Source organism: Neisseria mucosa, from assembly GCF_013267835.1.
Lineage (GTDB): Bacteria > Pseudomonadota > Gammaproteobacteria > Burkholderiales > Neisseriaceae > Neisseria.
Genome location: NZ_CP053939.1, coordinates 927,797 through 952,807, shown reverse-complemented (window position 1 = coordinate 952,807; position 25,011 = coordinate 927,797). Strand labels below are relative to the sequence as shown.

26 protein-coding genes are annotated in these 25,011 nt (G+C 47.6%); 5 read left to right on the top strand and 21 right to left on the bottom strand.

The genetic code is table 11. The features are described from left to right. Position 1 precedes the first annotated feature (1 nt). The 5 genes from FOC66_RS04460 to FOC66_RS04440 all read right to left on the bottom strand — a co-directional run bounded on the left by FOC66_RS04460 (position 2) and on the right by FOC66_RS04440 (position 3,624). Positions 2 to 622, bottom strand: a complete 621-nt coding sequence (locus FOC66_RS04460) for a hypothetical protein (protein WP_003747056.1) — start codon at positions 620 to 622, stop codon at positions 2 to 4. 9 nt (positions 623 to 631) lie between these two features. Further along, a complete protein-coding gene (locus tag FOC66_RS04455) occupies positions 632 to 955 on the bottom strand; it encodes a hypothetical protein (protein ID WP_003747054.1) in 324 nt (107 codons plus the stop codon). Between the two features lie 3 nt (positions 956 to 958). Beyond that, entirely contained in the window at positions 959 to 1,570 is a 612-nt protein-coding gene (locus tag FOC66_RS04450) for a hypothetical protein (protein ID WP_003747053.1), read from the bottom strand. Between the two features lie 65 nt (positions 1,571 to 1,635). After that, the gene (trpE, locus tag FOC66_RS04445) at positions 1,636 to 3,111 is read right to left on the bottom strand and encodes an anthranilate synthase component I (protein ID WP_003747051.1); all 1,476 of its coding nucleotides are present in this window, start codon (positions 3,109 to 3,111) and stop codon (positions 1,636 to 1,638) included. Between the two features lie 135 nt (positions 3,112 to 3,246). Beyond that, positions 3,247 to 3,624, bottom strand: a complete 378-nt coding sequence (locus tag FOC66_RS04440; protein ID WP_003747049.1) for a hypothetical protein — start codon at positions 3,622 to 3,624, stop codon at positions 3,247 to 3,249. Between the two features lie 135 nt (positions 3,625 to 3,759). On the opposite strand from FOC66_RS04440, the gene FOC66_RS04435 reads away from it, so the two are divergent. Beyond that, positions 3,760 to 4,380, top strand: a complete 621-nt coding sequence (locus FOC66_RS04435) for a Smr/MutS family protein (RefSeq protein WP_003747047.1) — start codon at positions 3,760 to 3,762, stop codon at positions 4,378 to 4,380. A 51-nt stretch (positions 4,381 to 4,431) separates the two neighbouring features. On the opposite strand, the gene FOC66_RS04430 is transcribed toward FOC66_RS04435, so the two are convergent. The 6 genes from FOC66_RS04430 to dnaB form a co-directional block, all read right to left on the bottom strand. Beyond that, a complete protein-coding gene (locus FOC66_RS04430; RefSeq protein WP_003747044.1) occupies positions 4,432 to 4,920 on the bottom strand; it encodes a PilX family type IV pilin in 489 nt (162 codons plus the stop codon). 4 nt (positions 4,921 to 4,924) lie between these two features. After that, positions 4,925 to 5,473 (bottom strand): pilus assembly PilX family protein, encoded by a 549-nt coding sequence (locus FOC66_RS04425; protein ID WP_003747042.1) that lies wholly within the window; start codon positions 5,471 to 5,473, stop codon positions 4,925 to 4,927. After that, on the bottom strand, positions 5,452 to 6,387 hold the full coding sequence (locus FOC66_RS04420; protein WP_003747040.1) for a PilW family protein: 936 nt from the start codon (positions 6,385 to 6,387) through the stop codon (positions 5,452 to 5,454). The genes FOC66_RS04425 and FOC66_RS04420 overlap by 22 nt, the downstream gene beginning before the upstream one ends. 2 nt (positions 6,388 to 6,389) lie before the next feature. Then, positions 6,390 to 7,055 carry a type IV pilus modification protein PilV gene (gene pilV, locus FOC66_RS04415; protein WP_003747039.1) on the bottom strand — a complete coding sequence of 222 codons (666 nt, stop codon included), beginning with the start codon at positions 7,053 to 7,055 and terminating at the stop codon, positions 6,390 to 6,392. A 15-nt stretch (positions 7,056 to 7,070) separates the two neighbouring features. Further along, a complete protein-coding gene (locus tag FOC66_RS04410; RefSeq protein ID WP_003747038.1) occupies positions 7,071 to 7,736 on the bottom strand; it encodes a GspH/FimT family pseudopilin in 666 nt (221 codons plus the stop codon). A 160-nt stretch (positions 7,737 to 7,896) separates the two neighbouring features. Further along, on the bottom strand, positions 7,897 to 9,303 hold the full coding sequence (gene dnaB, locus FOC66_RS04405; protein ID WP_036493702.1) for a replicative DNA helicase: 1,407 nt from the start codon (positions 9,301 to 9,303) through the stop codon (positions 7,897 to 7,899). A gap of 154 nt (positions 9,304 to 9,457) precedes the next feature. On the opposite strand from dnaB, the gene FOC66_RS04400 reads away from it, so the two are divergent. Both FOC66_RS04400 and FOC66_RS04395 read left to right on the top strand, forming a co-directional pair. Beyond that, complete coding sequence (locus FOC66_RS04400) at positions 9,458 to 10,039, top strand: superoxide dismutase (protein WP_003683473.1); 582 nt, start codon at positions 9,458 to 9,460, stop codon at positions 10,037 to 10,039. A 225-nt stretch (positions 10,040 to 10,264) separates the two neighbouring features. Beyond that, a complete protein-coding gene (locus FOC66_RS04395) occupies positions 10,265 to 11,806 on the top strand; it encodes an L-lactate MFS transporter (RefSeq protein ID WP_003747033.1) in 1,542 nt (513 codons plus the stop codon). Between the two features lie 60 nt (positions 11,807 to 11,866). Here FOC66_RS04395 and FOC66_RS04390 read toward each other — a convergent pair whose 3' ends face one another. The 10 genes from FOC66_RS04390 to cmk all read right to left on the bottom strand — a co-directional run bounded on the left by FOC66_RS04390 (position 11,867) and on the right by cmk (position 21,661). Then, on the bottom strand, positions 11,867 to 12,712 hold the full coding sequence (locus tag FOC66_RS04390) for a DUF817 domain-containing protein (RefSeq protein ID WP_003747031.1): 846 nt from the start codon (positions 12,710 to 12,712) through the stop codon (positions 11,867 to 11,869). A 33-nt stretch (positions 12,713 to 12,745) separates the two neighbouring features. Continuing rightward, positions 12,746 to 14,011, bottom strand: coding sequence for a flavodoxin-dependent (E)-4-hydroxy-3-methylbut-2-enyl-diphosphate synthase (gene ispG, locus FOC66_RS04385; RefSeq protein ID WP_036493699.1), 1,266 nt, complete (start codon positions 14,009 to 14,011; stop codon positions 12,746 to 12,748). A gap of 1 nt (position 14,012) precedes the next feature. Further along, a complete protein-coding gene (locus FOC66_RS04380) occupies positions 14,013 to 14,894 on the bottom strand; it encodes a helix-turn-helix domain-containing protein (protein ID WP_003747027.1) in 882 nt (293 codons plus the stop codon). After that, positions 14,895 to 15,650 (bottom strand): type IV pilus biogenesis/stability protein PilW, encoded by a 756-nt coding sequence (gene pilW, locus FOC66_RS04375; RefSeq protein ID WP_003683469.1) that lies wholly within the window; start codon positions 15,648 to 15,650, stop codon positions 14,895 to 14,897. Between the two features lie 8 nt (positions 15,651 to 15,658). After that, positions 15,659 to 16,747 carry a 23S rRNA (adenine(2503)-C(2))-methyltransferase RlmN gene (rlmN, locus tag FOC66_RS04370; protein WP_003747025.1) on the bottom strand — a complete coding sequence of 363 codons (1,089 nt, stop codon included), beginning with the start codon at positions 16,745 to 16,747 and terminating at the stop codon, positions 15,659 to 15,661. 171 nt (positions 16,748 to 16,918) lie between these two features. After that, on the bottom strand, positions 16,919 to 17,344 hold the full coding sequence (gene ndk, locus FOC66_RS04365) for a nucleoside-diphosphate kinase (RefSeq protein WP_003747024.1): 426 nt from the start codon (positions 17,342 to 17,344) through the stop codon (positions 16,919 to 16,921). Between the two features lie 94 nt (positions 17,345 to 17,438). Continuing rightward, entirely contained in the window at positions 17,439 to 18,575 is a 1,137-nt protein-coding gene (zapE, locus tag FOC66_RS04360; protein WP_003747022.1) for a cell division protein ZapE, read from the bottom strand. A 260-nt stretch (positions 18,576 to 18,835) separates the two neighbouring features. Continuing rightward, positions 18,836 to 19,150: an integration host factor subunit beta gene (locus FOC66_RS04355; protein ID WP_003678992.1), complete on the bottom strand. Its 315-nt coding sequence runs from the start codon at positions 19,148 to 19,150 to the stop codon at positions 18,836 to 18,838. 10 nt (positions 19,151 to 19,160) lie between these two features. Next, positions 19,161 to 20,846 (bottom strand): 30S ribosomal protein S1, encoded by a 1,686-nt coding sequence (gene rpsA / locus FOC66_RS04350; protein WP_003678994.1) that lies wholly within the window; start codon positions 20,844 to 20,846, stop codon positions 19,161 to 19,163. Between the two features lie 155 nt (positions 20,847 to 21,001). Continuing rightward, positions 21,002 to 21,661, bottom strand: a complete 660-nt coding sequence (gene cmk / locus FOC66_RS04345) for a (d)CMP kinase (protein WP_003747017.1) — start codon at positions 21,659 to 21,661, stop codon at positions 21,002 to 21,004. Between the two features lie 216 nt (positions 21,662 to 21,877). Between cmk and ruvB the strand changes: the two genes are divergently transcribed. Next, positions 21,878 to 22,909 (top strand): Holliday junction branch migration DNA helicase RuvB, encoded by a 1,032-nt coding sequence (gene ruvB, locus FOC66_RS04340; protein WP_036493848.1) that lies wholly within the window; start codon positions 21,878 to 21,880, stop codon positions 22,907 to 22,909. 122 nt (positions 22,910 to 23,031) lie between these two features. Next, a complete protein-coding gene (locus tag FOC66_RS04335) occupies positions 23,032 to 24,939 on the top strand; it encodes an ATP-binding cassette domain-containing protein (RefSeq protein WP_003747014.1) in 1,908 nt (635 codons plus the stop codon). The last annotated feature ends 72 nt before the right edge of the window (positions 24,940 to 25,011 follow it).

Genomic DNA, 25,011 nt, shown 5'->3' with positions numbered 1-25,011 from the left:
TTTATATGCCAGGTTTAAAAATAAGGAAAGAAATTTCTTTAATACAGTCATGTAGTACTTTTTCTTTACTTTCTCCTTGATAAAACACCTGAAGATGTGATTCATAGCCGTTTGGATAGGTTCTAATATATCTATTAAAAGGCCTACCTTGATGCCCTTTACCTGTATAGGTAAATCCAGCTTTCTCAATTAAAGGATGGAACTGATCTAAGTCCATCTGACAAATCGGCGTAGCAGGAAGATAGCCTCCCTCGTTTCTAAAATGTAAATCCATCCTACCGCCACCGTATCGTGTTTTCTTGAAATTGATTGACCATCCCCAATCACTATCTCTAAATTCATTACCTGTATAAAAATCGCTATATCCGTCTTTACGTTCCAACAACTTTAATTTCATCACTTTCTCTGCCGTTTCAATCTTAAAGTCCTCAGGCGATTTGGCATAGCGCAGGAAATCCAATACTTTGGTCAGCACTTCGGGTGCGGTCAGATCTGGTCTTCCGGCAATCTGTTGTGTATCTTGATTCATAATGTTTTCCTCCTTTGCGGGCATGTGTTTTACGGTGGAACAGGCTGAAAGCAGCAGCCCGACGGTCAATGCGGTTGCGGTTGTGTATTTCATGGGGTTCTTTCAAAACTGGGAAGCTGATCTTTCAGACGGCCTTTTGTCAGGAAATGTCGTCTGAAACAGCAGCCTCGTTTCCAGCTGAGACAGATTAATGGAAATCCGAGTTTTCCTCGCATTGTAGCTGGCGCCGGCATTCGGATTTTTATTGACCGCCAGTTTTTCCAAATAGCCCTTTTCCGCTGCCGTATTCAATCTTTTATTCAGTACGGGTGATGCCGTTATGGGGGCAATCAGGTTGCGGTATTCGTTCGAGTTTTTGCCGTTGGGGAGCGAGCTTTGGGCAAAGTCGTCCAAAATTTTTTGCAGATTGGGATTGATATGGTGCATTTCTTACCACCTTGGTTTAAAAACTTCAAAAACGATTTCATTGATGCAGTCGTGCAGTACCTTTTCTGCACTTTCTCCCCGATAAAAGACTTGGAGATCTGCTTCGTAGCCGTTAGGATATTTTTTTTCATAGCCGTTGAAGGGTCTGCCCCAATGCCCTTTGCCTGTATAGATAAACCCTGCCTTCACCAGTAGTGGATGGAACCGGTCCAAATCCATTTGGCAAATCGGTGTGGCAGGGGAATACCCTCCTACATCACCGAAATTTAAGCGCATCTTTCCGGATTGATCTTTTGTAAAATTAATTGACCAGATCCAATCGCTGTCGCCAAACTTATTACCGATATAAAAATCGCTATAACCGTCTGTGCGTTCCAGCAACCTTAAATTCATCACTTTTCCTGCCGTTTCAATCCGGAAGTCCTCGGGCGATTGGGCATGGCGCAGGAAATCCAATACTTTGGTTAGCACTTCGGGGGCGGTCAGGTTTGGTCTTCCAGGCGTGGGTTGTATATTTTGATTTATGGTTTTACTTTCTTTTTCGGGCGTTGTTTTGACGGAAGAACAGGCTGAAAGCAGTCCGACAGTTAATATAATTGCGATTCCGTATTTCATGGTTTCTTTCTTTAGAAATAAGCTTTTCTTTTAGATGAGCTTAAGTCAAAAAGGCCGTCTGAAAATTATTTATCCAACCCTTCTTGAACCATCTGTGCTGCGCGTATCACGGCGCGGGCTTTGTTTTGGGTTTCCTGCCATTCGGATGTCGGGTCGGAGTCGGCAACTACGCCTGCGCCGCTTTGGACGAAGAGGGTATTGTTTTTAATCACGGCAGTGCGGATGGCAATGGCTAAGTCCATGTCGTTGTTGAAACTCCATACGCCGACTGCGCCACCGTAGATGCCGCGTTTGCTCGGCTCGACTTCTTCGATGATTTCCATGGCGCGGACTTTGGGGGCGCCGGAGAGTGTGCCTGCGGGGAAGGTGGCGGCGAGGATGTCCATGTTGGTCATGCCGTCTTTCAGACGGCCTTCGACGTTGGAGACGATGTGCATCACATGGGAGTATTTTTCAATCACCATTTTGTCGGTGACTTTGACTTCGCCGGTTTTGCTGATGCGGCCGACGTCGTTGCGTCCTAAGTCAATCAACATGACGTGTTCGGCAATTTCTTTGGCATCGCTCAGCAGGTCTTGCTCATTGGCGAGGTCTTCGGCTGGTGTCTTGCCGCGCAGGCGTGTGCCGGCGATAGGGCGGACGATGACATCGTCGCGTTCGCGGCGGACGAGGATTTCGGGCGAAGAGCCGACAATATGGAAATCGCCGAAATCGTAGTAGAACATATACGGCGATGGATTTAGCGTACGCAGGGCGCGGTAGAGGGCAAGCGGATTGTCGGTAAATTCCATGCTCATGCGTTGGCTCGGGACAACCTGCATGCAGTCGCCTGCAAAGATGTAGTCTTTGATTTTGTTGACACAGGCTTTGAAAGGTTCTTCGCCAAATTCACTGACTGCTTGAGTTTGTTTGCTGCCGAGCGAGAGCGGGATGGCGCAACTTTGGCGCAACTGGGTACGGATGTCTTCAAGACGTTCGCGCGCGTGTTCGTAGCCGTTGGGCTGCGAGGGATCGGCGTAAACGATGAGGTAGATTTTGCCGCTTAGGTTATCCACTACGGCAAGCTCTTGCGAGAGCATCAGGAGGATGTCGGGCGTACCGAGCGGATCGGCTTTGGCCGTATGTTTCAGGCGGTGGGCAAAATGTTCGAAATTGTAGATGGTTTCATAACCGAAGTAGCCGACCAAGCCGCCGGTAAAGCGTGGCAGGCTTGGGATTTCGGGCGTTTTGAAGCGGTTGTGGAAGGCTTCGATAAAGGGCAGGGGATTGCCGTCGTGTTGTTCGACGATTTCGCCGTTTTGATACACATCGACATGTTTGCCGCTGGTTTTGAGATAGTGGCTGCAAGGCAGGCCAATGAAGGAATAGCGGCCGAAGCGTTCGCCACCGACAACGGATTCGAGCAGGTAGGTGAAAGGCTTGTTGGCAAGTTTGAGGTAGATTGAGAGCGGTGTATCCAAATCGGCAAGCAGCTCTTGAACGAGTGGAATGCGGTTGTAACCTTGTGTGGCTTGGGCTTGGTATTCTTGTTTGCTGATCATCTTGATAAGTCTTTCAGACGGCCTGTTTCAGGGTGTTAAATCGTGTGAAGAGTATAGCATTTTATTGGAATTGTTGACAGTCTGAGCGCCATGTCAGATATGGAAAACGCCGTCTGAAAAAGACGGCGTAAGGTATCAGGCAAGGGGATCGGAAATTTTGTTTTTCCGGCTTCGTTTCCACTTGAAGATATAAGCGGCAATAACGGGAATCAGGGCGATAATGGATTTGAATGTCCAGCCCGAATACCATGTGCCTTCGGGAACGTCGCTTGCAAGCCAAGTGAAGTAGGGCCACCAGCAGGCAACCAGGCTGCCGAGAAACAGCGGCCAAATATGACGGCTTAAGTTGCGTTGCCACAAGAAGAAGCATGCAATCGCCCAGATAAAGGTCAATACGGTAATCAGGAGGATGGTGTAGGCATCTGAAATCAGGATGGCGGCGAAGTAGTAGCTGAGTGCGACCCATAATAGGGCAAGTACCAAAACAATAATTTCTTCCGGGCGTTTAAACATGATTTTTCTCTTTGTAAGACTGACAAGGCGACAATACTATACCCTAAACAAGGTGCGATGATAAGAGTCTTTCAGACGGCTTTGTAATCGGGTTTGCTATAATGTATGCAATCAATTTTTTGGAAAGGACAAACCATGACGGCAAACTTTCAAGAAACGCTGAAGGCTTTGGGCAAACAGGCGAAAAAGGAAGCTGTGGAACGGGAAGCGGAAGCGAAGGCTAAAAAGCAGGTAGAGGATGTAGATTTCAGCAAGGCGGTTGGTAAGGTTACACCGTTGAAAAATGCCGGCAACTATTATGAACAGCCCCGCGATAAATCGCCTATCAAGCCGCGACCTAAAGAAATGGCGACTTTGGAGCAGGAAGATTATTTTTATGTGGGCAGCGGCGGCTGGGAAGAACCGCCGGCTTCGTTCAGTAAAAACGGACAGGGTAAAAATGATTTGATGCGTTTGCGAAACGGCCATTATCCTGTGGTGGCGGATGTGGATTTGCACGGCTATACGCAGGAAGAAGCGCAGCAGGTATTGAATGAATTTATTGAGTTTACGAAAAAACGCGGCGTTTGCGGCGAGATTGTCCATGGCAGCGGCTTGGGTTCTTCAGGCTATAAACCGGTTTTGAAAAATATGACGCGCCGCTGGTTGATGCAGCATCCTGATGTGTTGGCTTATGTTGAACCCCGACAAGGCAATGATGGTGCAGTCAGGATATTGTTGAAGCGTCAACGCCGAGACGATGATTGGAAGCAGTAAAATAAAAAAGCAGTGTCGATAAATGACACTGCTTTTTTTATGGTTGTCAGTTTAAGAAGATTTCTTTTTGGAAACCGATTCGCAACCTTTGCCATTGGTCATTGTGGTTTTGGAATTATTGGCGGAATCCATATCAGTGCATTTGTAAGCATTGCCCAAACTATCCATCCAAACGGAAAGGGTGTAGCCAGTTTTTGTGGGAATAGCTTTCAAACGATAGGCACGGCTTGTACTGGCATCAATCATTTCGGCAGAGTATTTGTATTTATCTGCCAAATCTTTATGGCCTTTATATGAGGAAATAAAGTCATCCAACTTGGTTTTAATCTCATCAGTTTTCCACTTTGGATTTTTAACCATCTGGTTTTTAAAAGCGGAATTGATGGCGACTAACTCGGCATGCGCTTGTGATTGGTAGCCGCGTTCAATGTAGCGGTTGTAAGACGGAATGGCAATGACGCTCAGGATGGCTAAGATGGCGACGGCAATCATCATCTCAACCAGCGTAAAGCCTAGTTGTTGGGTAGAGGTGGTATTCATTATATTATTCGCTGGCGACGTAAGACTGAAGGACGACTTGGGTATTGGCATTCTTACCCCATGCTTTGGCAGTAACGCGGTAGGTAATTCGACCCTCAGTAGTTTTACCTAAATATTCGATAATGTAGCGTGGATTTTTTGCAATGCCGCTATTTTTACCTAGAGAGTATTCTTTACCGTTGGCATCGATGCAAAGATTTTGATTTTTATCACATTTTCTTTTCCAGGCATCTTCAGTAGCGGTTTCTTCGATGGCTTCGCTGTCAGATTTCACGTTAGGTGTGGCGCAAAAACCATCTTTACACTCTTTGGTAAAATTAGTCTTTTTCCCTTCAATATCAAAAATTTGATTTTCACCTTCACGCAATGCGGCTTCGGCTAGGGTGGTTGCCAGTTTGCGGTCGGCATCGTTGGTGCTGATACGCTGCTCGGTATTGTAGGACTGGGTGGCTGTAACCACGAGCAGGGCGATGACGATCATCATCATTAAGACGATAAACAAAGCATAGCCCTGCTGCCGTTCGGGTTTAATTAGAGTGATCGGTCGGCGCATACGTTTCCTCCGCGGATGGTGGCATTAATATTGTAGATATCGACTTTATTGTCTTGTTCTTTCGATGGGTCGATACTGCCGTTATTCAGTACGATTTGGATTGAGGCGGGAGACTTGGCTTCAGCTGAGCTATCCAATGCGGTTTTGTAATCAAAGGATTCTGTATTTACGCCGCTGGCAGAGGTATTTTCAGAATGAGGGCATTCTTCATAGATATAGTGAATATCCATAGCAGTGATGCCTTTAATCAGGAGCTGCGGATTACTCCATGAGCCATCATTTGATAATTGGAAACGGAACAAACCGCTCTCTTCGCCAAGTTTACCGACAGCGTAGGCAATCATTTCATGCTTCATAATGGCGATACTGCCGTTTTGATCAGAGTCGGTCATTTTCAAAGCCGTTTTTGCCGCATCCAAATCTTTAATTTCTGTTTGAGGCTTTGCAATGCCTGAGCAGCTGCTGACAATGGCTGTTTTTACAACAGGGTTTGCTTTGTCGATTCCATATTGAAACAGCAGGGCTTTGCCGGTTTGAGCAAAGCCTGCATAGCCTAATTTATTGATTTCTTTAATCGGTAATAGATTATTCACACCAGCCGTTTTCAATGTGTATTCATCTGAGCTTTTGTCTTCTGTTACTGCAGAGGCAGGAAAATTAGACATATTGAAGCAGCCGAAATTGCCTGCCATACGCGCATCGCGGACGATCATATTGGCGGCGTTGCGCAAATCTTGTTGGATACCGATACGGGTGTTGGCAGACTTGTTTAATCCGCGTGCAGTAAAGTAGGTGGAGCTGACCGCCATTAAGACGATCATGCTGAGCAGGCTGGCAACCAGAAATTCAAGGATGCTGAAACCGCGCATCGCGGTTTTATTGGGAATATGGTTGAGTAAGCGTTTATTGTTCATTGTTAGTCTCTTACGCGTGATTGGTAGGTATAGACAACGTGATGCCCCGATGTATTGAGATTTTTTGCGCTATTTTCTTCTTCAACATCTTGCAACCATAAAACTTTCACGATGGTTGTGTCGCCTTTGCCATCGCATTTTGCGTTAAACCCCTTTTCGTAAGTCGGCTCTGCACCGGAAGAATCTTTGCAGATGGTCGAGAAGACTTGGGCTTCGGGAAGGGCTTTGGCTAAATCGGCTTTAAACTGGGCAATTTGAGCTTGTGCAAGTTGCGCTTTTGTCATTTTTTCTTTAAATTCATTGGTTTGCTTTGAGTCTTTCAGCTGTTCAGAGCTTGATGTGATGTAAGCATCGTAGGATTTTTTATAACGGGAGGTTTTGTCGCCTGCAGTATCGGTTTCTTCAGAGAGCGTCGGGTTAATGAGCATGCCTTCGATTAGATTTTGTGTAATTTGGGCGACAGTGGTTTGATTTTCAGACTCACGCACGTTGGATACTGTACGCAGTTGGACAGCTAGAAGGGCGAGCACACCGATGGCAAGGACAAACATGGCAATCAAAACTTCAATCAGGGTCATGCCTGATTGAAGTTTTGGAGTAAAGCTTGTTGGGCCCGTTTTCAGACGGCCTTTAAATGATCTGAGATGAGTAGGATTAGTAATGTTCATAAGATACCGTTGTTATTATTTGGAAGTGTATTCGCATATTTTGCGCTCATCGTTTTTAGCACAGATTTCGACATGCCCATTGCCATTGACTAAAAGTACGGTAGCACGGGCTTTCTTGGTTTCAGCATCGGCGGCGGATTTATCCGTCAGGCTGATTTTGATGTGGCCGTCTGAAAATTGATAATTCTTGCCATCGGTTGAATGGCCAAATGTACCATTGGGCAGGAATCTCCACCAGACTTCTTTTGAAGCTGAGGTCGAGAGGGTGGAACGGTCATTGCCGATAGGGATATAGTTGAAGCTGTATTCCACTTTGTCGGTATCCCCATTAAGGATAATGGAGCGGACGGATAAATCGACTGTATCGTTTTTATAGCTGGAATCTCCGTTTTTATCGGCGTAGGCCAACATACCATTACCGGCATATTTAGAATCGCAACCATTATTGGGCGAGCCATCGGATTTGATTTTGACCGGGCAGATGTAAACGGGAAGATTGAGACGGACGGCCTCATTTCGCGCGAAACGCAGCAGATTGGCAATTTGCTCTGCTTGCGATGCCGCACGTCTGGAGGCAATCCATTGATTCATATTTGGAAATGCGATGACGGCCATTACTGCTGCAATAGTAATGACTATCAGCAACTCAATTAGGGTGAAGCCTTTTTGTGTCTGATACATGAGTGATTTTTTGGGTAGTAATGTGTTGGGGTAACCGACGTTTTCTCTTTTTGCATTTGCTTGTGGCAATGCTTTTGCTTTTATTGGATTTATTCTAAACGATTTTGTAATGCGTGACTAATAAAATATGAAATTCGGTTAGTTTTTCAGATAACCTGTCTCAATCTTCCATCAACATGGATTCTGGAACATAGGCAGCATTATCAAATTTGGTAAATTGGCCCATCCAAGTGAGGAACACTTTCCCGACAGGACCGTTACGGTGTTTGCCGATAATACATTCCGCCAAGCCTTTTGCGGGTGATTCTGAGTTGTAGTATTCATCACGATACATGAACATAATCAAATCGGCATCTTGTTCGATGGCGCCGGATTCACGCAAATCGGACATCATCGGGCGTTTGTCAGTACGCTGTTCAACGGTACGGCTCAACTGCGACAGGGCAATGACGGGAACTTGCAATTCTTTGGCCAATGCTTTGAGGGAGCGGGAAATTTCGCCAAGCTCGGAAGCGCGGTTGTCAGAACGGCCGGAGCCTGACATCAATTGCAGGTAGTCGATGACGATCAAGCCCAATTTGCCGTTGAACTGGCGTGCAAGGCGACGGGCGCGGGCGCGCAGTTCGAGCGCGGTCAAGCCCGGAGTTTCATCGATATACATGGGCGCATCGGAAAGTTTAACGACCGCTTCGTTCAGACGGCCCCAGTGTTCGTCTTGCAATCTGCCGGTTTTTAAAACGCTTTGATCCAAACGTCCGACTGAACCCAGCATACGCATAACCAGTTGCGCACCGCCCATCTCCATCGAGAATACGGCGACAGGTAATTTGTTTTCTACGGCAACGTGTTCGGCAATATTGATCGAAAAGGCGGTTTTACCCATAGACGGACGGCCTGCAACGATGATCAAATCGCCCGGTTGGAGGCCTGATGTTTTTTTGTCGAGGTCGATAAAACCTGTCGATATGCCGGTTACTTCGTCAGGATTGTCGCGCGAATAAAGCATATCGATGCGCTCGACCACTTCTTTCAAAAGATCGGGCATCTCAAGGAAGCCTTGTTTGGATTTGGCGGTACTTTCGGCAATTTGGAATACTTTGTTTTCCGCCTCGTCCAAAAGCTGGCCTGCATCGCGCCCTTGCGGATTGTAGGCGCTGCGTGCAATTTCCGTGCCGACTTCGGCAAGCTGGCGCATGATGGAACGTTCGCGCACGATTTCGGCGTAGCGGCGGATATTGGCAGCGGATGGCGTGTTTTGCGCCAGCGTAATCAGATAGTTGAATCCGCCTGCCGCTTCCAATTCTTCATTGCGTTCCAAACTTTCTTGAACGGTAATGACGTCGGCAGGGCGGCTTTCGTTAATCAGGTTGGCAATGGCACGAAAAATCAGGCGGTGTTCGTGGCGGTAGAAATCTTCGCCGGAAACGACATCGGCAATACGGTCCCAAGCAGAATTTTCCAGCATCAGGCCGCCCAAAACGGATTGCTCTGCTTCTGTGGAATGCGGCGGCAAGGATAATGCACTGATTTCACGGTCTTCAGACGGCATGTCGGAATAATTGCTCATGACGGGCATCTCTGGCTGGAAAATTGTAATCCGCTATTATAACGCAGTGTAAGTTCAATTGGTTTGTTTAGGCTAAAGCAGGTAAAATAGCTATGTTGTCAATATGACGACGCACACTACCAAAATATAAATATCAACAATCAGGAGCACAAAAATGGAACATAAGCTGCCACAACTGCCTTATGAACTGGACGCATTGTCCCCACATCTGACCAAAGAAACTTTGGAGTTCCACTACGGCAAACACCATCAAACCTACATCACCAACTTGAACAATCAAATCAAAGGCACTGAGTTTGAAGAAATGCCTTTGGAAGAAATCGTGAAAAAATCTTCCGGCGGTATGTTCAACAACGCTGCCCAAACTTGGAACCACACTTTCTACTGGCTGGGATTTACCCCTAAAGGCCAAGGCAAACCTGCCGGTGAATTGGCTGCGGCCATCGACGCCAAATGGGGCAGCTTCGAGAAATTCCAAGAAGCGTTCAATGCCTGCGCGGCCGGTACTTTCGGTTCTGGTTGGGCATGGTTGGTGAAAACGCCTGCCGGCGAATTGGATCTGGTTTCTACTTCCAATGCAGGTACTCCGCTGACTACTGAAAATACTCCGCTGTTGACTTGCGACGTATGGGAACACGCCTACTACATCGACTACCGCAACAGCCGTCCTAACTACCTGAAAGGTTTTTGGGAAATCGTTAACTGGGATGAAGTTGCCAAACGCTTCGCCGCATAAAACGATATGAATGAAAAGGCCGTCTGAAAGATTTTCAGACGGCCTTTTTGTTGATATTGGATGAGGAAAATGGTTTAGATGAATGTTTTTTCTGTCTGATGCGCAAAATTATCATGGAGAGGACAAAAAGGAAAATGGGAGATTAATGTTACAATATTGTTAACAATTTTTCGATTTCATATGATATGGAATCAGCGTTTGACATACATAAGATAAGAGGATTTTATGAAGTTTTTAGACCGTGAGGCGACCATTGCCAAACCCGGCTTTAATCGTTGGCTGGTACCGCCTGCCGCTTTGGCTGTGCATCTTGCCATCGGGCAGATATACGCTTATTCCGTGTTTAATGCGCCGCTGACCAAGCTTATCGGTATTACTGAATCGGCTGCCGGAGATTGGAAGCTGACCACGGTGGGTTGGATTTTCAGTATCGCCTTGGCAATGTTGGGCGCGTCTGCGGCCATGTTCGGTACATGGATGGAACGCGTTGGGCCGCGTAAGGCGATGTTTGTTGCCGCCTGCTGTTTTAGTTTGGGCTTTTTTGTGTCGGCAATTGGCGTCCATACGCACAATCTGTTTTTGCTTTATTTGGGCAATGGCGTGATTGGCGGGATTGGTTTGGGCTTGGGCTATATCGGGCCTGTATCGACTTTGATGAAATGGTTTCCCGATAAACCGGGCATGGCGACAGGCTTGGCGATTATGGGTTTTGGCGGCGGCGCGATGTTGGCCTCGCCTTTGTCGGTATCGCTGATGAGTTTTTTCTCCAGTGAAACTTCGGTTGGCGTCGCGCAGACTTTTGTGGTTTTAGGATTGTTTTATTTGGTGTTGATGATGTTCGGCGCGTTTACGATCCGTGTACCTGCCGATGGCTGGAAACCTAAAGGTTATGTTGCGCCGAAAAACAAAAGCAAATTGGTCAGCAGCAATCATGTCAATGTCTCACAAGCCATGAAAACGCCGCAATTTTGGCTCTTGTTTTGGGTGTTGTGTTTGAATGTAACGGCCGGTATTGGTGTGTTGGGACAGGCTTCCGTCATGATTCAGGAGCTGTTTTCCGAGGCGTCTGTGGGAAAACAAGCGGCCATTGGTGCGGGTGCGGCGGCAGGTTTTGTGAGCCTGTTGAGCCTGTTTAATATGGGCGGCCGCTTTTTGTGGTCCAGCGTGTCCGATAAAATCGGCCGTAAAAACACTTATACTATTTTCTTTGTTCTTGGCTCGCTGTTGTATTTTGCCATTCCGTCTATTGGCGGGAGCGGTAACAAGGCTTTGTTTGTCATTGGTTTCTGCGTCATTATTTCCATGTATGGCGGTGGTTTTGCAGCGATTCCGGCGTATTTGAAGGATTTGTTCGGCACTTATCAAGTCGGTGCAATACACGGCAGGATTTTGCTGGCATGGTCAACTGCGGCCGTTATTGGCCCGGTATTGGTTAACTATATCCGCCAAAGTCAAATTGAAAGCGGCGTTCCGGCTGCCGAGGCTTATAGCATTACCATGTACATCATGGCGGGTTTGTTGATTGTCGGTTTGCTGTGTAACTTGAGTGTCCGTTCGGTTCATGAAAAGCACCACGAGAAAGACATTAAAGTAGCGGCACATAGCCGTAATCCCGATGATGAAACCGCTGTATCCGATGCCTATCTGATTAGTAAAAAAGTATCAGCGGGCGGTATCGGGGTGTGGTGGCGCTGGGCTTTGGTCTGCATTCCTTTGGGCTACGGTGTCATTATGGTGTTTGTGAAAGCCTTAAGTTTGTTTAATTGATTGTTGAAAATGAAAGGCCGTCTGAAAGTTTCAGACGGCCTTTTTATATATGTTGAACAATTAATCTTTCGATACGCTGATGGTATGTTTAATGTGTTTTAAATTCGCAACGATGGTAAAAGTCATCATCACCAGCAAAGCCCATGAGCTCCATTTGCTGATGTGTACCGATGCCCACGCGCCGATTTGGTTGGGATAGCGCCAAACACCGAATAAAGTTCCTAAATTTTCCGCCAGCCAAATGAAAAATCCAATCAGGACAAAAGCGAGCAGGAGCGGCATTTTGCGAGTAGTGTCATAGGGCGTGTACAAGACTGTCGTCCGGGCGTATAGGCCGAGAGCAAAGGCTGCGAGATACCAGCGATAGTCGCCGATATAGTGATGAGTGAAAAAATTGATATAAATCGCCAGTGCGCACAAAGTGCCCAACCAATATGGCGGATGGCTTTTGATTTTGAGATCAAACAGCCGCCATGCTTGGATAATATAGCTGCCGACCGCGGCATACATAAAGCCCGCAAACAGCGGTACGCCGCCGATTTTGGTATATGCTTCTTCCGGATAGCTCCAGGATTGGATACCACCCGATGTTTTGAACCACTCTAAAGCAAAGCCGACCAAGTGAAACAGCGTAATCGATTTTACTTCGTCCCAAGTTTCCAGCTTGAAATACAGCATGACTGCTTGTACGGAGACAGCAAAAATCAGCAGCAGGTCATAGCGCGAAATTCCCAGCCAACCTGTTTTCGGAATAAGAAACATGGCAATGAAAAACAAGCCTGCAAATAAGCAGGCTCGTGCTTCTTTCAAACCGAAAAACCAAAATTCAACGATAAAGCGTCGCCAACCATGCAAATCCTTGCGTTTGGGATGCTCAGTCAGCCAAGTATCCAGTTTGCCTAGCATATTTTCAGACGGCCTCTTTAGCTTGATAATGTTTTAGGCGGACTGAATCGGAATGACACGGTTTTGCTTACGTTTTGCGCCACCTTCGCAGTAGTTGGTTTTGACATAATCTTCAACGATTTGCAAAAACTCGGCAGCGATATTGTCGCCTTTGAGGGTCACTTTGCGTTCGCCGTCTACATAAACCGGCGCAACCGGAGTTTCGCCTGTACCTGGCAGGCTGATACCGATATCGGCAAGCTTGCTCTCGCCCGGGCCATTGACTACGCAACCCATTACGGCAACGTTCAATGATTCAACGCCTGGATACTCAGTGCGCCAAATAGTCATTTTTTGGCGTAAATAGTTTTGTACGTCTTGCGCCAATTCTTGGAATACGGTACTGGTGGTACGGCCGCAGCCCGGGCAGGCTGTAACCATTGGTGTGAAGGAACGCAAGCCCATGGTTTGCAGGATTTCCTGACCGACAATGACTTCCTGAGTGCGCGAACTGCCGGGTTCAGGGGTCAGGGAGATTCGAATGGTGTCGCCGATACCTTCTTGCAGCAATACAGCCAAGGCAGCGGTAGATGCCACAATACCTTTGCTGCCCATGCCAGCCTCGGTCAGACCGAGATGGAGCGGATAGCGGCAACGGCTGCCCAATTCGCGGTAAACCTGAATCAAGTCTTGTACGGCACTGACCTTGCACGACAAAATGATTTTGTCTTCGGGTAAACCCAAAGCTACGGCTTTTTCTGCCGACTCCAGCGCCGAAACAATCAAAGCTTCTTTCATGATTTCTTCAGGCGGCTTCGGTGTGGCAGAGGCCAAGTTGGCATCCATCATGCGCTTGGCAAGGCTTTGATCAAGTGAACCCCAGTTCACGCCGATGCGTACGGCTTTATTGTTTTCTGCCGCTGTACGAATCATAAAGGCAAATTTCTCATCGCCTTTTGCGCCTTTGCCGACATTGCCCGGGTTGATGCGGTATTTAGACAGGGCTTTGCCGCACTCAGGAAATTCAGCCAATAAGCGTTCGCCATTGAAATGGAAGTCGCCGATCAGGGGCGTGGTGTAACCCATATCGTCTAAGCGGCTGCGGATTTCGGCGACTTTGGAAGCCGCTTCCGGAGTATTGACCGTGATGCGTACCATTTCCGAGCCGGCATCGCTCAACTCTTTGACCTGTCGGGCGGTTGCTTCTGCATCTGCGGTGTCGGTATTGGTCATAGATTGCACAACAACGGGCGCATCCGATCCGACGATGAGATGATCAATTTGTACTTGATGTGTCAGACGGCGTTTAGGTGTGGTCATTTTAGTTTTTTCCTGCAACAAAAGAGGCGGATTTTTCACCGGCAACACGGTGTTTTAAAGGTTCGATTGGTGTGCCGCCGTAATTGGCTTCCGAACCGGCTGCAATACCGATCCAAACATTATAAGGCGCACCGCCTCTCAGACGATGTTCGCTTCCGGCCGGAACAATGCGGCTGAATACTACTTTTCCATCTTTGTCTGCAATAATCAGATTGCTTCGGTATTGGACTTTAATCCAAAGTTCGTCTTTCTCAACTTTGACGGCAGGCTTTTCTTCTACAACGGCAGAAGCTGCTGAAGCTGCTTGTTCATTGGCTGCTTCAGGCTTATTGGTAATTTCTTTTTTGCCCTCTTCGGTCATTTCGCTAACGGCAACATTATCCATTTTCAAAGCAGGCGTTTTCATCGTATCGGCAACATCTTTGCTGTTTTGAATATTTGCCTGTTCGTTTTCATAGCTGGATTTACTTTGCCAAAAGTAAACACCGCCTATTGCTAAAGCCAATGCGGCTGCACCCAATATCCATTTGGGGAAACCCTGTTTTTCAGCATCTTCATAGCTTAAGCCGCTGTTGGTGCTGCGTGTTACTGCATATACATGGTCTTCAAGTTGCGGAGTAATCGAGTGCAAATGTTTGGTGATGGTTTGTTCATCGATTTTGAGGAATCGTGCATATGAACGAAGATAGCCTGAGACGAAGACCAGGCCCGGAAAATTTGAATATTCCCCTTTTTCCAAGGCATCAATTTGTTCGGCAGACAGTTTTAAACGTGAAGCAACATCTTCAATATCGATTTTGGCATCAGTTCTGTGTTTGCGTAATTCATCCCCCAGTGTTTTGGCGGCTTGTGTGTCGTAGTTGATTTTATCGTTATTTTCCATTTAGTGGCCTGTTGTAACAGTTTGTAGTTCGTCAGAATAAGGGAAGTTTGCCCTAAGCTGGGCTTCATATTCGTATGCAGCGTGTTTATTGCCCAAGGCAGTGGCCAAGCGCCAGCCTAAAAGCAAATCGTCAGCCTGAAGGACATCGACTTTGCTTTGGTATTGGCGGAAATAATAGTCGGCATCGTTCAGATTGCCTGCCATCATTTTGGTTCGGGCAAGCTCTTTGAAAGCAGGGAAGAATTGTGGGTTGGCTGCCAAAGACCTTTCCAAATAGGCCTGAGCCAAAGAGTATTGGCCTAATCTTGCGCTGCAAATGCCTTTATTCATATTGGCAATAAAGGGGCTCGGGTAGGTCGGGTCGGCCAGTGCCTTATCAAAATAAGCCATAGATTCGGCAGGTGCATTCATTTGATTGCATAAGAACCAACCGTAATTGTTGTTAACTTCCGCACTATCCGGTTTTAAAGACAATGCTTTAAGAAAGCTTTCCTGAGCTTTATCGCGGACCTTCAGATACTGATAAATTTCAGCGCGTACCAACCAAGCAATATCGTTTTTTGAATTGAATTTAAGCGCCTCTTCGATACTTTCGGTAGCTTGGCGGTAGTTTTGGCCACGCATATATTCCACGGCAAGCTGGGTTTTGATATTGGAAACCTGAATGGCACGTTCTTTGGGGCTTGGTCCGGAAGAGGAAGCGCAGGCAGAAAGAGTCAGTGCGGTAAGTAAAGCGAATCCGAACTTGATTTTCATAATTAACCTTATTGTTCGACCAAAATTTGTTGCCATTTTTGTTGGCGGCGTGTTTTATCTTGTACTTGTCCGGCCAATTGTCCGCAAGCGGCATCAATGTCGTCGCCACGGGTTTTGCGGACAGTAACGACAAAGCCGGCTTGTTGCAGAATATCGCGGAAGATGCGGATATTCTCGTTGGTAGAACGTTCGTAGCCGGAATTTGGGAAAGGGTTGAACGGAATCAGATTGAATTTGCACGGTACGTCTTTAACCAATTCAATCAATTCGCGCGCGTGTTGGGCCTTGTCGTTGATGCCGTCGAGCATAACGTATTCAAAGGTAATAAAGTCACGGGGTGCTTTGACCAGATAGCGTTGACAGGCCGCCATTAATTCTTTCAACGGATATTTCTTATTCAGCGGAACGATTTGATCGCGCACTTCGTCGTTGGAGGCGTGTAAAGATACGGCTAAAGCAACAGGCATAGCGTCGCGCAGTCTGTCCATTTGCGGAACCATGCCCGAAGTGGAAACGGTCACGCGGCGACGGCTCAAGCCATAGCCGTGATCATCCAGCATAATGCTCAAAGCGGTAACAACATTATCAAAGTTTGCCATGGGTTCGCCCATCCCCATCATCACGACGTTGGAGATAACGCGTTCATTTTTAGGGGTAACGCCCATGGCTTTATTAGCCCACCAAAGCTGGCCGATAATTTCTGCGGCAGTCAGGTTGCGGTTGAAACCTTGTCGTCCGGTAGAGCAGAAGGTGCATTCCAATGCGCAACCTACCTGGGAAGAGATGCACAAAGTGCCGCGTTCGGCTTCGGGAATGAAGACGGTTTCTACACCATTGCCCGTGCCGACATCCAGCAACCATTTGCGTGTGCCATCAGTTGATTCTTGTGCCATCATTAATTTAGGCACTTCAATTGTGGCTTGTTCATTCAGCTTGGCGCGCAATGATTTGGCCAAATCAGTCATTTCTTCAAAGTTTTGTGCACCGGCTTGATGCATCCAACGCATGACTTGCTTGGCGCGGAAAGGTTTTTCACCCATTTCGGCAAAGTGTTGCGTCAGTCCGTTTAAATCGTAATTTAGTAGATTGGTTTTCATGTATTTTTATGTTTCTCAATAAAGCTTTTAAAGTAAAGAGGCTTATCGGTCAGCTTTGCTTTAAAAGCCTTTAGGGGTTTCAGACGGCCTGTCATTTGTAGTGCATACAAAGCAGTTTTGCCGTCCGATATGGAATCGGACGGCCGTATAGCGGCTACAGGCTTTTTGCTTTTATCGTGGGCAGATTTCGCTTTGGCTGAAGAAGTAGGCAATTTCAATCGCAGCGTTTTCCACGCTGTCAGAACCGTGCACAGCATTGACGCTGACAGATTCTGCAAAGTCGGCGCGGATTGTGCCTGGAGCGGCATCAGCCGGATTGGTTGCGCCCATCAATTCACGATTTTTAGCAACGGCGTTTTCACCTTCCAATACTTGAATCATGACGGGATTGCGTGTCATGAATTTAACCAAGTCTTCGTAAAAAGGGCGGCCTTTATGTACGGCATAAAATTCTTTTGCTTCGCGCTCAGACAGCTGTTTCATTTTTGCTGCAATAATACGCAGGCCGTTTTCTTCAAAGCGGCTGTAAATCTTGCCGATGACGTTTTTTTCTACCGCATCGGGTTTGATGATGGAAATCGTACGTTCGATGGCCATATTATGTCCTTGTTTTTATTGAAAGGTAAGTTGTCGTAACCCAAAGGCGAGGGGAGTGTATTTTACCAAATTTTGCCCTTTTTTGGGAAAGGCATTATTTGCTTAAAGTCAGGTGCGGTTGCTCCAAATAGACTTCGGACTGCATTTCGACCATACGGCTGGCTGTACGGGTAAATTCTTCGGCAAAATCGCCTTCAACATAAATATCGTTTACGCCAACGGCACTGGTGGCGCACAATTTCACGCGGAAGTCATATAAAACGTCAATCAACCATGTCAGACGGCGTGCTTCTGCTTTTTCTTGAGGGGTCAGGCGTTCCAATCCTGATAGAAAAACCATCTCGTAATGTTCGGCCAAATACAGATAGTCTGCTTGTGAGCGCGGACCGAAACACAATGCACGGAAATCAAACCAGATGGCGCGTTCCGACTGGGCTTTATGAGGAATTTCCCGTCCATGAATAATGCTGATTCCCGGGTTTAATTCAGAGATTCCGCTCATTTCTTTAAATAAAGCAGCCAGTTTTTGCTCGTTTTCTTCATTATTGGGCACAAAGAAAATTTCGGCAGGGCGTAATGTGCGCAATCGGTAATCTTCGCCGCCATCTACATTTAAAACGGTCAGGTTAGATTCGATAAGGGCGATGGTTGGCAGAAAGCTGCTGCGGTTTTGGCCTTGAGGATAGAGTTCGGATGGGGCGTAGTTGGAAGTAGCCACTAGAACAACACCTTCGCTCAGCAGGTTTTCCAACAAACGGCCTAAAATCATCGCATCAGCAATGTCGCTGACGTGAAATTCATCAAAGCATAATACGCGTGTTTCTTTGGCAATTTCTGCTGCAACGGCTTTTAAAGGATTCGCTTCACTCTTTAAAGCTTTCAGCCGTTGATGAATTTCGGCCATAAAGGCATGGAAATGCACGCGGCGCTTACGGCGATAAGGGAGGCAGCCAAAAAAAGCGTCCATCAGGAAACTTTTACCGCGTCCTACGCCGCCATAAAAATAGAGTCCTTTAGGTACTTGAGGGGAACGCAGGCTGCGGCCGAGAAAACGGTTGCGTTTGCGTTTGAACATCATCAGCTCGGTCCATAAGCGATCCAAATATTCAATGGCTCGTGCTTGTGCTTCATCACGGATGAAGTTGGGTTGTTCGGCGGCGGCCTGATACCAAGTCAATGGGCTGTGGTTTTCAAATGGCGGTGGCGTAAATAGTTGGTCTCTATTGCTCATGTATAACCTTTATTATGTTTTGCTGGCGATAGTCGAAACATCATCCGCAATAATTTGGACGGTAGTCGGAATGATGTTCTCATTATGGAATAGTCGGTCTATTATAAATGATTTCAGACGGCCTGCGTTTTTTGCAAAGGCTTTGTTGTCAATATAGTTGGAAAAGTGTGCGATTAAGGTGCAAGCAAAAAGGGCTGGCTTTAGTATTTTTTGAAAAAACAAAAAAACGCCGCATTTCTGCGGCGTTTTGCTACTAAGTATTAATGAGCACTTTCTTGCAATGCCAAGTCTACACGCTCACGCAACTCTTTACCCGGTTTGAAGTGGGGAACATGTTTTTCAGGCACTTCCACACGTTCGCCGGTTTTAGGGTTGCGCCCGATACGGGCAGGGCGGTGGTTCAAGTCGAAGCTGCCGAAGCCGCGGATTTCGATACGTTGTCCACGAGCCAGTGAGCGAGTCATGGTATCAACCAAGACTTTTACACTGTATTCGACATCTTTAGCCAGCAGTTGGTTGCCATTTTTTTCGGCAAACACTTCTGCGAGGCGAACCATCAATTCAGACTTCGTCATGTCTGCAACCTTATTCTTGGTCGCCGGACAGTTTGGCTTTCAGCAAGTCGCCCAAGCTGGTAGTACCGGCATTGGCAGTTGCAGCGGCGTTAACTGAATTCAGCGCTTCGCGGTTTTCTTTAGCGTCTTTGGCTTTAACAGACAGACGGATGCTGCGGTTTTTGCGGTCAACGGTAACGATAACGGCTTCAACTTCGTCGCCTTCTTTCAGTTTGGTAGTCAGGTCTTCAACGCGGTCAGCGGCGAATTCAGAAGCAGGCAGGTAGCCTTCAACTTCTTCAGACAGAGCAACTACGGCACCTTTGGCGTCAACAGATTTCACAGAACCTTTAACCAAAGAACCTTTGTCGTTTACGCTGATGAAGTTGCCGAACGGATCGCCTTCCAGTTGTTTGATACCCAAAGAGATGCGTTCTTTTTCAACGTCGATGGCCAATACAACGGCTTCAACTTCTTCGCCTTTTTTGTATTTGCGTACAGCTTCTTCGCCGGCTTCGGTCCAAGACAGGTCAGACAAGTGAACCAGACCGTCGATACCGCCAGGCAGACCTACGAATACACCGAAGTCAGTGATGGATTTAACTGCGCCGGAGATTTTGTCGCCTTTGTTGTGGTTGGCGGCAAATTCTTCCCAAGGGTTAGCTTGGCATTGTTTCATACCCAAAGAGATACGGCGGCGGTCTTCGTCGATTTCCAGAATCATGACTTCAACTTCGTCACCCAGTTGAACAACTTTGCTTGGGTGTACGTTTTTGTTGGTCCAATCCATTTCGGAAACGTGTACCAAACCTTCGATGCCTTGTTCGATTTCAACGAATGCACCGTAGTCGGTCAGGTTGGATACTTTACCGAACAGGCGGGTACCTTGTGGGTAACGACGGGTCAGGCCGCTCCAAGGATCTTCGCCCAGTTGTTTCATACCCAGGGAAACGCGTTGTTTGTCTTGGTCGAATTTCAGGACTTTGGCTTCTACTTCTTGACCAACTTCCAAAACTTCGCTTGGGTGTTTCACACGGCGCCATGCCAAGTCGGTGATGTGCAACAGACCGTCGATGCCGCCCAAGTCAACGAATGCACCGTAATCGGTGATGTTTTTAACGATACCTTTGATAACTGAACCTTCTTGCAGGTTTTCCAGCAAGGCTTTGCGTTCTTCGCCCAAAGTAGCTTCCAGAACAGCGCGGCGGGACACAACAACGTTGTTGCGTTTTTTGTCCAGTTTGATTACTTTGAATTCAATTTCTTTGCCTTCGAAGTGAGAAGTGTCTTTTACAGGACGTACGTCAACCAAAGAACCCGGCAGGAATGCGCGGATGCTGTTGATCATAACAGTCAGACCACCTTTGACTTTGCCATTGATAACGCCGGACAGGATGTCGCCGTTTTCCATAGCTTCTTCCAAAGCGATCCAGTCGGCAGCGCGTTTGGCTTTTTCGCGGGACAGTTTGGTTTCGCCGAAGCCGTTTTCAACAGATTCGATGGTAACGGTAACGAAATCACCAACTTTAACTTCAATCTCGCCCTGAGCGTTTTTGAATTCAGCAACATCAATCAGAGATTCTGATTTCAGACCTGCGTTAACGGTAACGAAGTTTTGATCGATGCCGACTACTTCGGCAGTAATCACTTCACCTGGGTTCATCTCTTGCAGGGTAAAGCTTTCTTCCAGCAGCTGGGCAAAATTTTCCATAGTCATATATACTCTTTTCGGTACACCGCCAAGGGGTGCGGGTTAGGTTTGAAATGACCTGCCGTCCTTGGCGCGGCAGGTTGGGAAATGTTTTCAGACGGCCTTGTTATTAGGGTTAACAGGCCGTCTGAAATGAAAACTTCGCGATTATACTCCAAATTTTAAACTTTATGATACCAATCAAGCACTTTTTTTACAGCTTCTTCGATAGAAAGGTTGTCAGTATCTAAAAGCAGGGCGTCGGGCAGCTGTTTCAATGGGGCAACAGGGCGGCGGCGGTCTGCTTCGTCGCGCGCTTCAATGTCCGATAAAATACGCTCGAATGCAACCCCTTCGCATGGGATGCCAAGTTGTTTGGCACGACGTTGGGCGCGGACATCGGCACTTGCGGTCAGGAAAATTTTTAATGCGGCATCAGGGAAAATAACCGAGCCGATATCGCGGCCGTCGGCGACCAAACCTTTTTCGGTTAAGAAATCACGTTGGCGCTGCAAAAGGGCGGTACGCACTTTAGGCAACTGCGCGACGGCAGATGCGCCCATGCCGATCGCTTCGGTACGGATTTGCTCGGATACATCTTCGCCGTTTAATAATACAACGCTGCCTTCAAATTGTGCGGGCAAAGTTTCTGCCAGTGTGCTGACGGCGTCTTCATCTGTCCAGGCGACATTTTGTTTTTGTGCGTAAAGCGCGGTCAGGCGGTAAAGCGCACCGGAGTCGAGGTAAAGAAAACCCAAGGCTTCGGCTACGCGTGAGGCAACCGTCCCTTTGCCGGATGCGCTGGGGCCGTCAATGGCGATGACTTTTTGCTTGAGGCTCATGTGTTCTCCTGAATGCGATAGGTATTTGAATTAACCGTTTATTATACGGTGCTTTGGCCGTCTGAAAACGAAAATTTTTGTGTGATTTAAATTTGAGGGAAAAGTGGCTCGGCCTTATCGGGTATAATGGCCAAAATCATAATTTAACCGCTTTATCTGATTGTTCGGGCCGTCTGAAACAACGGGCCGGGAATGATCTTCGAATTTAGAAACATTATGTTACAAACCGATAATCTTACTTCTGCACAACCTCAGCGCATTATCACTGCTCAAAATATTTCAGCTCAGGAAGAATTGCTTGAACGCGCTTTACGTCCGAAAACTTTGGATGACTATATCGGGCAGGATAAGGCCAAAGAGCAGCTGGCTATTTTTATTCAGGCGGCGAAAAAACGTGGCGAAGCGCTTGACCACACTTTGCTATTTGGCCCACCGGGTTTGGGCAAAACTACTTTGGCGCATATTATCGCCAAAGAGTTGGGCGTTAATTTGCGTCAAACCAGCGGCCCGGTTTTAGAGCGCGCCGGCGACCTTGCAGCGTTATTGACCAACCTCGAGCCGCATGATGTGCTGTTTATTGATGAAATCCACCGTTTAAGCCCCGTGGTTGAAGAAATCCTTTATCCTGCGCTTGAAGATTATCAGTTGGACATCATGATTGGAGAGGGGCCGGCTGCGCGTTCGGTCAAAATCGATTTGCCGCCGTTTACATTGGTGGGCGCAACGACCCGTGCCGGTATGTTGACCAATCCGTTGCGCGACCGTTTCGGTATTGTGTCCCGATTGGAGTTTTATCAAAACAAAGACTTGGCGACTATTGTTGCCCGTTCAGCCCAATTGTTGCAGTTGGACATGGGCGAAGAGGGTGCGATGGAAGTGGCCAAGCGCAGCCGCGGTACGCCGCGTATTGCCAACCGCCTTTTGCGACGAGTTCGCGATTACGCTGATGTGAAAAACAATGGCGTCATTGATGCGGAAATTGCCGATGCGGCCTTGAGTATGCTGGATGTGGACGGTCAGGGTTTGGATGTGATGGACAGGAAATTCCTTGAGGCGATTCTGCACAAATTCAGCGGCGGTCCTGTCGGTTTGGAAAACGTGGCTGCTGCGATTGGCGAATCGACCGATACCATCGAAGATGTGATTGAACCTTATCTGATTCAGCAGGGCTTTTTACAGCGTACACCGCGCGGACGCGTGGCAACCGAACGAGCCTATCTGCATTTCGGTTTGAAGGTTCAAGAATAATAATGAAGGCCGTCTGAAAACTGCTTTCAGACGGCCTGATACTTTCAATTTCATATGATTGTCGGCAAATATCTGCCGATAATCGGTTAAAATGTCCCCCTTTTCTTTTTTGAAGTTTCCCCATGAATATCTTATCCGTAGAAAACGCTTCCTTTGCCGTCGGCCATGTCGCCTTGCTCGACAAAACTTCTTTTCAACTCGATAGCGGCGAGAAAATCGGTTTAATCGGCCGCAACGGTGCGGGTAAGTCTTCGTTTTTAAAAATCCTTGCAGGCGTACAAAAGCTCGATGACGGGCAGATTATTGTTCACAACAACCTCAAAATCGTTTATGTGCCGCAGGAGTCCTTTTTTGATAAGGACGCAACCGTATTTGACACCGTTGCCGAAGGTTTGGGCGAAATTCGCGATTTATTGCGCCGTTATCATCACGTCAGCCATGAGTTGGAAAATGGTTCGAGTGAGGCTTTGTTGAAAGAACTCAACGAATTGCAGCTTGAAATCGAAGCGAAGGACGGCTGGAAATTAGATGCGGCGGTAAAGCAGACTTTGGACGAACTTGGTTTGCCGGAAAACGAAAAAATTGGCAACCTCTCCGGCGGGCAGAAAAAGCGCGTCGCCTTGGCGCAGGCTTGGGTGCAGAAGCCCGACGTATTGCTGCTGGACGAGCCGACCAACCATTTGGACATCGACGCGATTATCTGGCTGGAAAACCTGCTCAAGGCGTTTGAAGGCAGTTTGGTTGTGATTACCCACGACCGCCGTTTTCTGGACAACATCGCCACGCGTATTGTCGAACTCGACCGCGGCATTCTACGATCCTATCCAGGCTCGTTCTCCAAATACAGCGAGAAAAAAGCGCAGGAATTGGTGGTTGAAGCGGAACACAACCGCCTCTTCGACAAATTCCATGCGCAGGAAGAAGCGTGGATACGCAAAGGCATCGAAGCACGCCGTACCCGTAACGAAGGTCGCGTGCGCCGTTTGGAAGAACTGCGCCGCCAGCGCGCCGAACGCCGCAATGTACAAGGGCAGGTCAACTTCAAGCTCGACAGCGGCGAGAAAAGCGGCAAAATCATCGCTGAGCTGGAACACGCCTCGTTTGCCTACGGCGACAAAGTCATCATGGATAAATTCTCCGCCATTTTGCAGCGCGGCGACAAAATCGGCTTAATCGGCCCCAACGGTATCGGCAAAACCACCTTCCTCAAGCTGATTTTGGGCGAATTGCAGCCGGCCTACGGCAGAATCCGTATCGGCAGCAAGCAGGAAGTTGCTTATTTCGACCAGTTCCGCAGCGCGCTGAACGAAAACGACACCGTGTTTTACACGCTCGGACAGGGCAATGATTACGTTGAAGTCGGCGGTAAGAAAAAACACGTCATGAGCTATTTGGAAGATTTTCTGTTCCATCCAGCCCGCGCACAAAGCCCTGTTTCATCGCTCTCCGGCGGCGAACGCAACCGCCTCCTGCTGGCGAAACTCTTTACCCGTCCTGCCAATATTTTGGTCTTGGACGAACCGACCAACGACTTGGACATCGACACCCAAGAGCTGCTCGAAGACTTGCTGCGCGATTATCAAGGCACGGTATTCCTCGTCTCGCACGACCGTATGTTCTTGGATAATGTCATTACCCAAAGCATTGTTTTCGAAGGACAAGGCCGTCTGAAAGAATACATCGGCGGCTATCAGGATTATATCGACGCAAAATCGCGCGAAGAGAAAATTCAGACGGCCTCTGCGCCTAAAGCGGTTGCCGAGCCTGAGAAAGTCAAACCCAAAGCCAACCGCACAGTCAAACTTTCCTACAAAGAACAGCGCGAACTCGATGCCCTGCCTGACGAAATCGCCGCCTTGGAAACCGAACAGGCTGAAATCAATACCCAGCTTTCCGATACTGAAATTTTTAAAGATTACGAAAAAGCAGGTGCATTACAAAGCAGGGCTGAAGAAATTGAGATGTCGCTTTTGGAAAAGCTCGAACGCTGGGAATGGCTGGAAGCGAAACAAAACGGAGAAGCGGTTTAAATTGGGAATTTTGTCCCAAAGTAGGGTGGATATTTTTCTAAATCATGCCGTCCTAACCCCAAATATTCAAAA

Excerpts from the sequence above, each read along its gene's own strand:
- FOC66_RS04460 (WP_003747056.1), bottom strand. The coding sequence starts at position 622 with ATGAAATACACAACCGCAACCGCATTGACCGTCGGGCTGCTGCTTTCA.
- FOC66_RS04455 (WP_003747054.1), bottom strand. The coding sequence starts at position 955 with ATGCACCATATCAATCCCAATCTGCAAAAAATTTTGGACGACTTTGCC.
- FOC66_RS04450 (WP_003747053.1), bottom strand. The coding sequence starts at position 1,570 with ATGAAATACGGAATCGCAATTATATTAACTGTCGGACTGCTTTCAGCC.
- trpE (WP_003747051.1), bottom strand. The coding sequence starts at position 3,111 with ATGATCAGCAAACAAGAATACCAAGCCCAAGCCACACAAGGTTACAAC.
- FOC66_RS04440 (WP_003747049.1), bottom strand. The coding sequence starts at position 3,624 with ATGTTTAAACGCCCGGAAGAAATTATTGTTTTGGTACTTGCCCTATTA.
- FOC66_RS04435 (WP_003747047.1), top strand. The coding sequence starts at position 3,760 with ATGACGGCAAACTTTCAAGAAACGCTGAAGGCTTTGGGCAAACAGGCG.
- FOC66_RS04430 (WP_003747044.1), bottom strand. The coding sequence starts at position 4,920 with ATGAATACCACCTCTACCCAACAACTAGGCTTTACGCTGGTTGAGATG.
- FOC66_RS04425 (WP_003747042.1), bottom strand. The coding sequence starts at position 5,473 with ATGCGCCGACCGATCACTCTAATTAAACCCGAACGGCAGCAGGGCTAT.
- FOC66_RS04420 (WP_003747040.1), bottom strand. The coding sequence starts at position 6,387 with ATGAACAATAAACGCTTACTCAACCATATTCCCAATAAAACCGCGATG.
- pilV (WP_003747039.1), bottom strand. The coding sequence starts at position 7,055 with ATGAACATTACTAATCCTACTCATCTCAGATCATTTAAAGGCCGTCTG.
- FOC66_RS04410 (WP_003747038.1), bottom strand. The coding sequence starts at position 7,736 with ATGTATCAGACACAAAAAGGCTTCACCCTAATTGAGTTGCTGATAGTC.
- dnaB (WP_036493702.1), bottom strand. The coding sequence starts at position 9,303 with ATGAGCAATTATTCCGACATGCCGTCTGAAGACCGTGAAATCAGTGCA.
- FOC66_RS04400 (WP_003683473.1), top strand. The coding sequence starts at position 9,458 with ATGGAACATAAGCTGCCACAACTGCCTTATGAACTGGACGCATTGTCC.
- FOC66_RS04395 (WP_003747033.1), top strand. The coding sequence starts at position 10,265 with ATGAAGTTTTTAGACCGTGAGGCGACCATTGCCAAACCCGGCTTTAAT.
- FOC66_RS04390 (WP_003747031.1), bottom strand. The coding sequence starts at position 12,712 with ATGCTAGGCAAACTGGATACTTGGCTGACTGAGCATCCCAAACGCAAG.
- ispG (WP_036493699.1), bottom strand. The coding sequence starts at position 14,011 with ATGACCACACCTAAACGCCGTCTGACACATCAAGTACAAATTGATCAT.
- FOC66_RS04380 (WP_003747027.1), bottom strand. The coding sequence starts at position 14,894 with ATGGAAAATAACGATAAAATCAACTACGACACACAAGCCGCCAAAACA.
- pilW (WP_003683469.1), bottom strand. The coding sequence starts at position 15,650 with ATGAAAATCAAGTTCGGATTCGCTTTACTTACCGCACTGACTCTTTCT.
- rlmN (WP_003747025.1), bottom strand. The coding sequence starts at position 16,747 with ATGAAAACCAATCTACTAAATTACGATTTAAACGGACTGACGCAACAC.
- ndk (WP_003747024.1), bottom strand. The coding sequence starts at position 17,344 with ATGGCCATCGAACGTACGATTTCCATCATCAAACCCGATGCGGTAGAA.
- zapE (WP_003747022.1), bottom strand. The coding sequence starts at position 18,575 with ATGAGCAATAGAGACCAACTATTTACGCCACCGCCATTTGAAAACCAC.
- FOC66_RS04355 (WP_003678992.1), bottom strand. The coding sequence starts at position 19,150 with ATGACGAAGTCTGAATTGATGGTTCGCCTCGCAGAAGTGTTTGCCGAA.
- rpsA (WP_003678994.1), bottom strand. The coding sequence starts at position 20,846 with ATGACTATGGAAAATTTTGCCCAGCTGCTGGAAGAAAGCTTTACCCTG.
- cmk (WP_003747017.1), bottom strand. The coding sequence starts at position 21,661 with ATGAGCCTCAAGCAAAAAGTCATCGCCATTGACGGCCCCAGCGCATCC.
- ruvB (WP_036493848.1), top strand. The coding sequence starts at position 21,878 with ATGTTACAAACCGATAATCTTACTTCTGCACAACCTCAGCGCATTATC.
- FOC66_RS04335 (WP_003747014.1), top strand. The coding sequence starts at position 23,032 with ATGAATATCTTATCCGTAGAAAACGCTTCCTTTGCCGTCGGCCATGTC.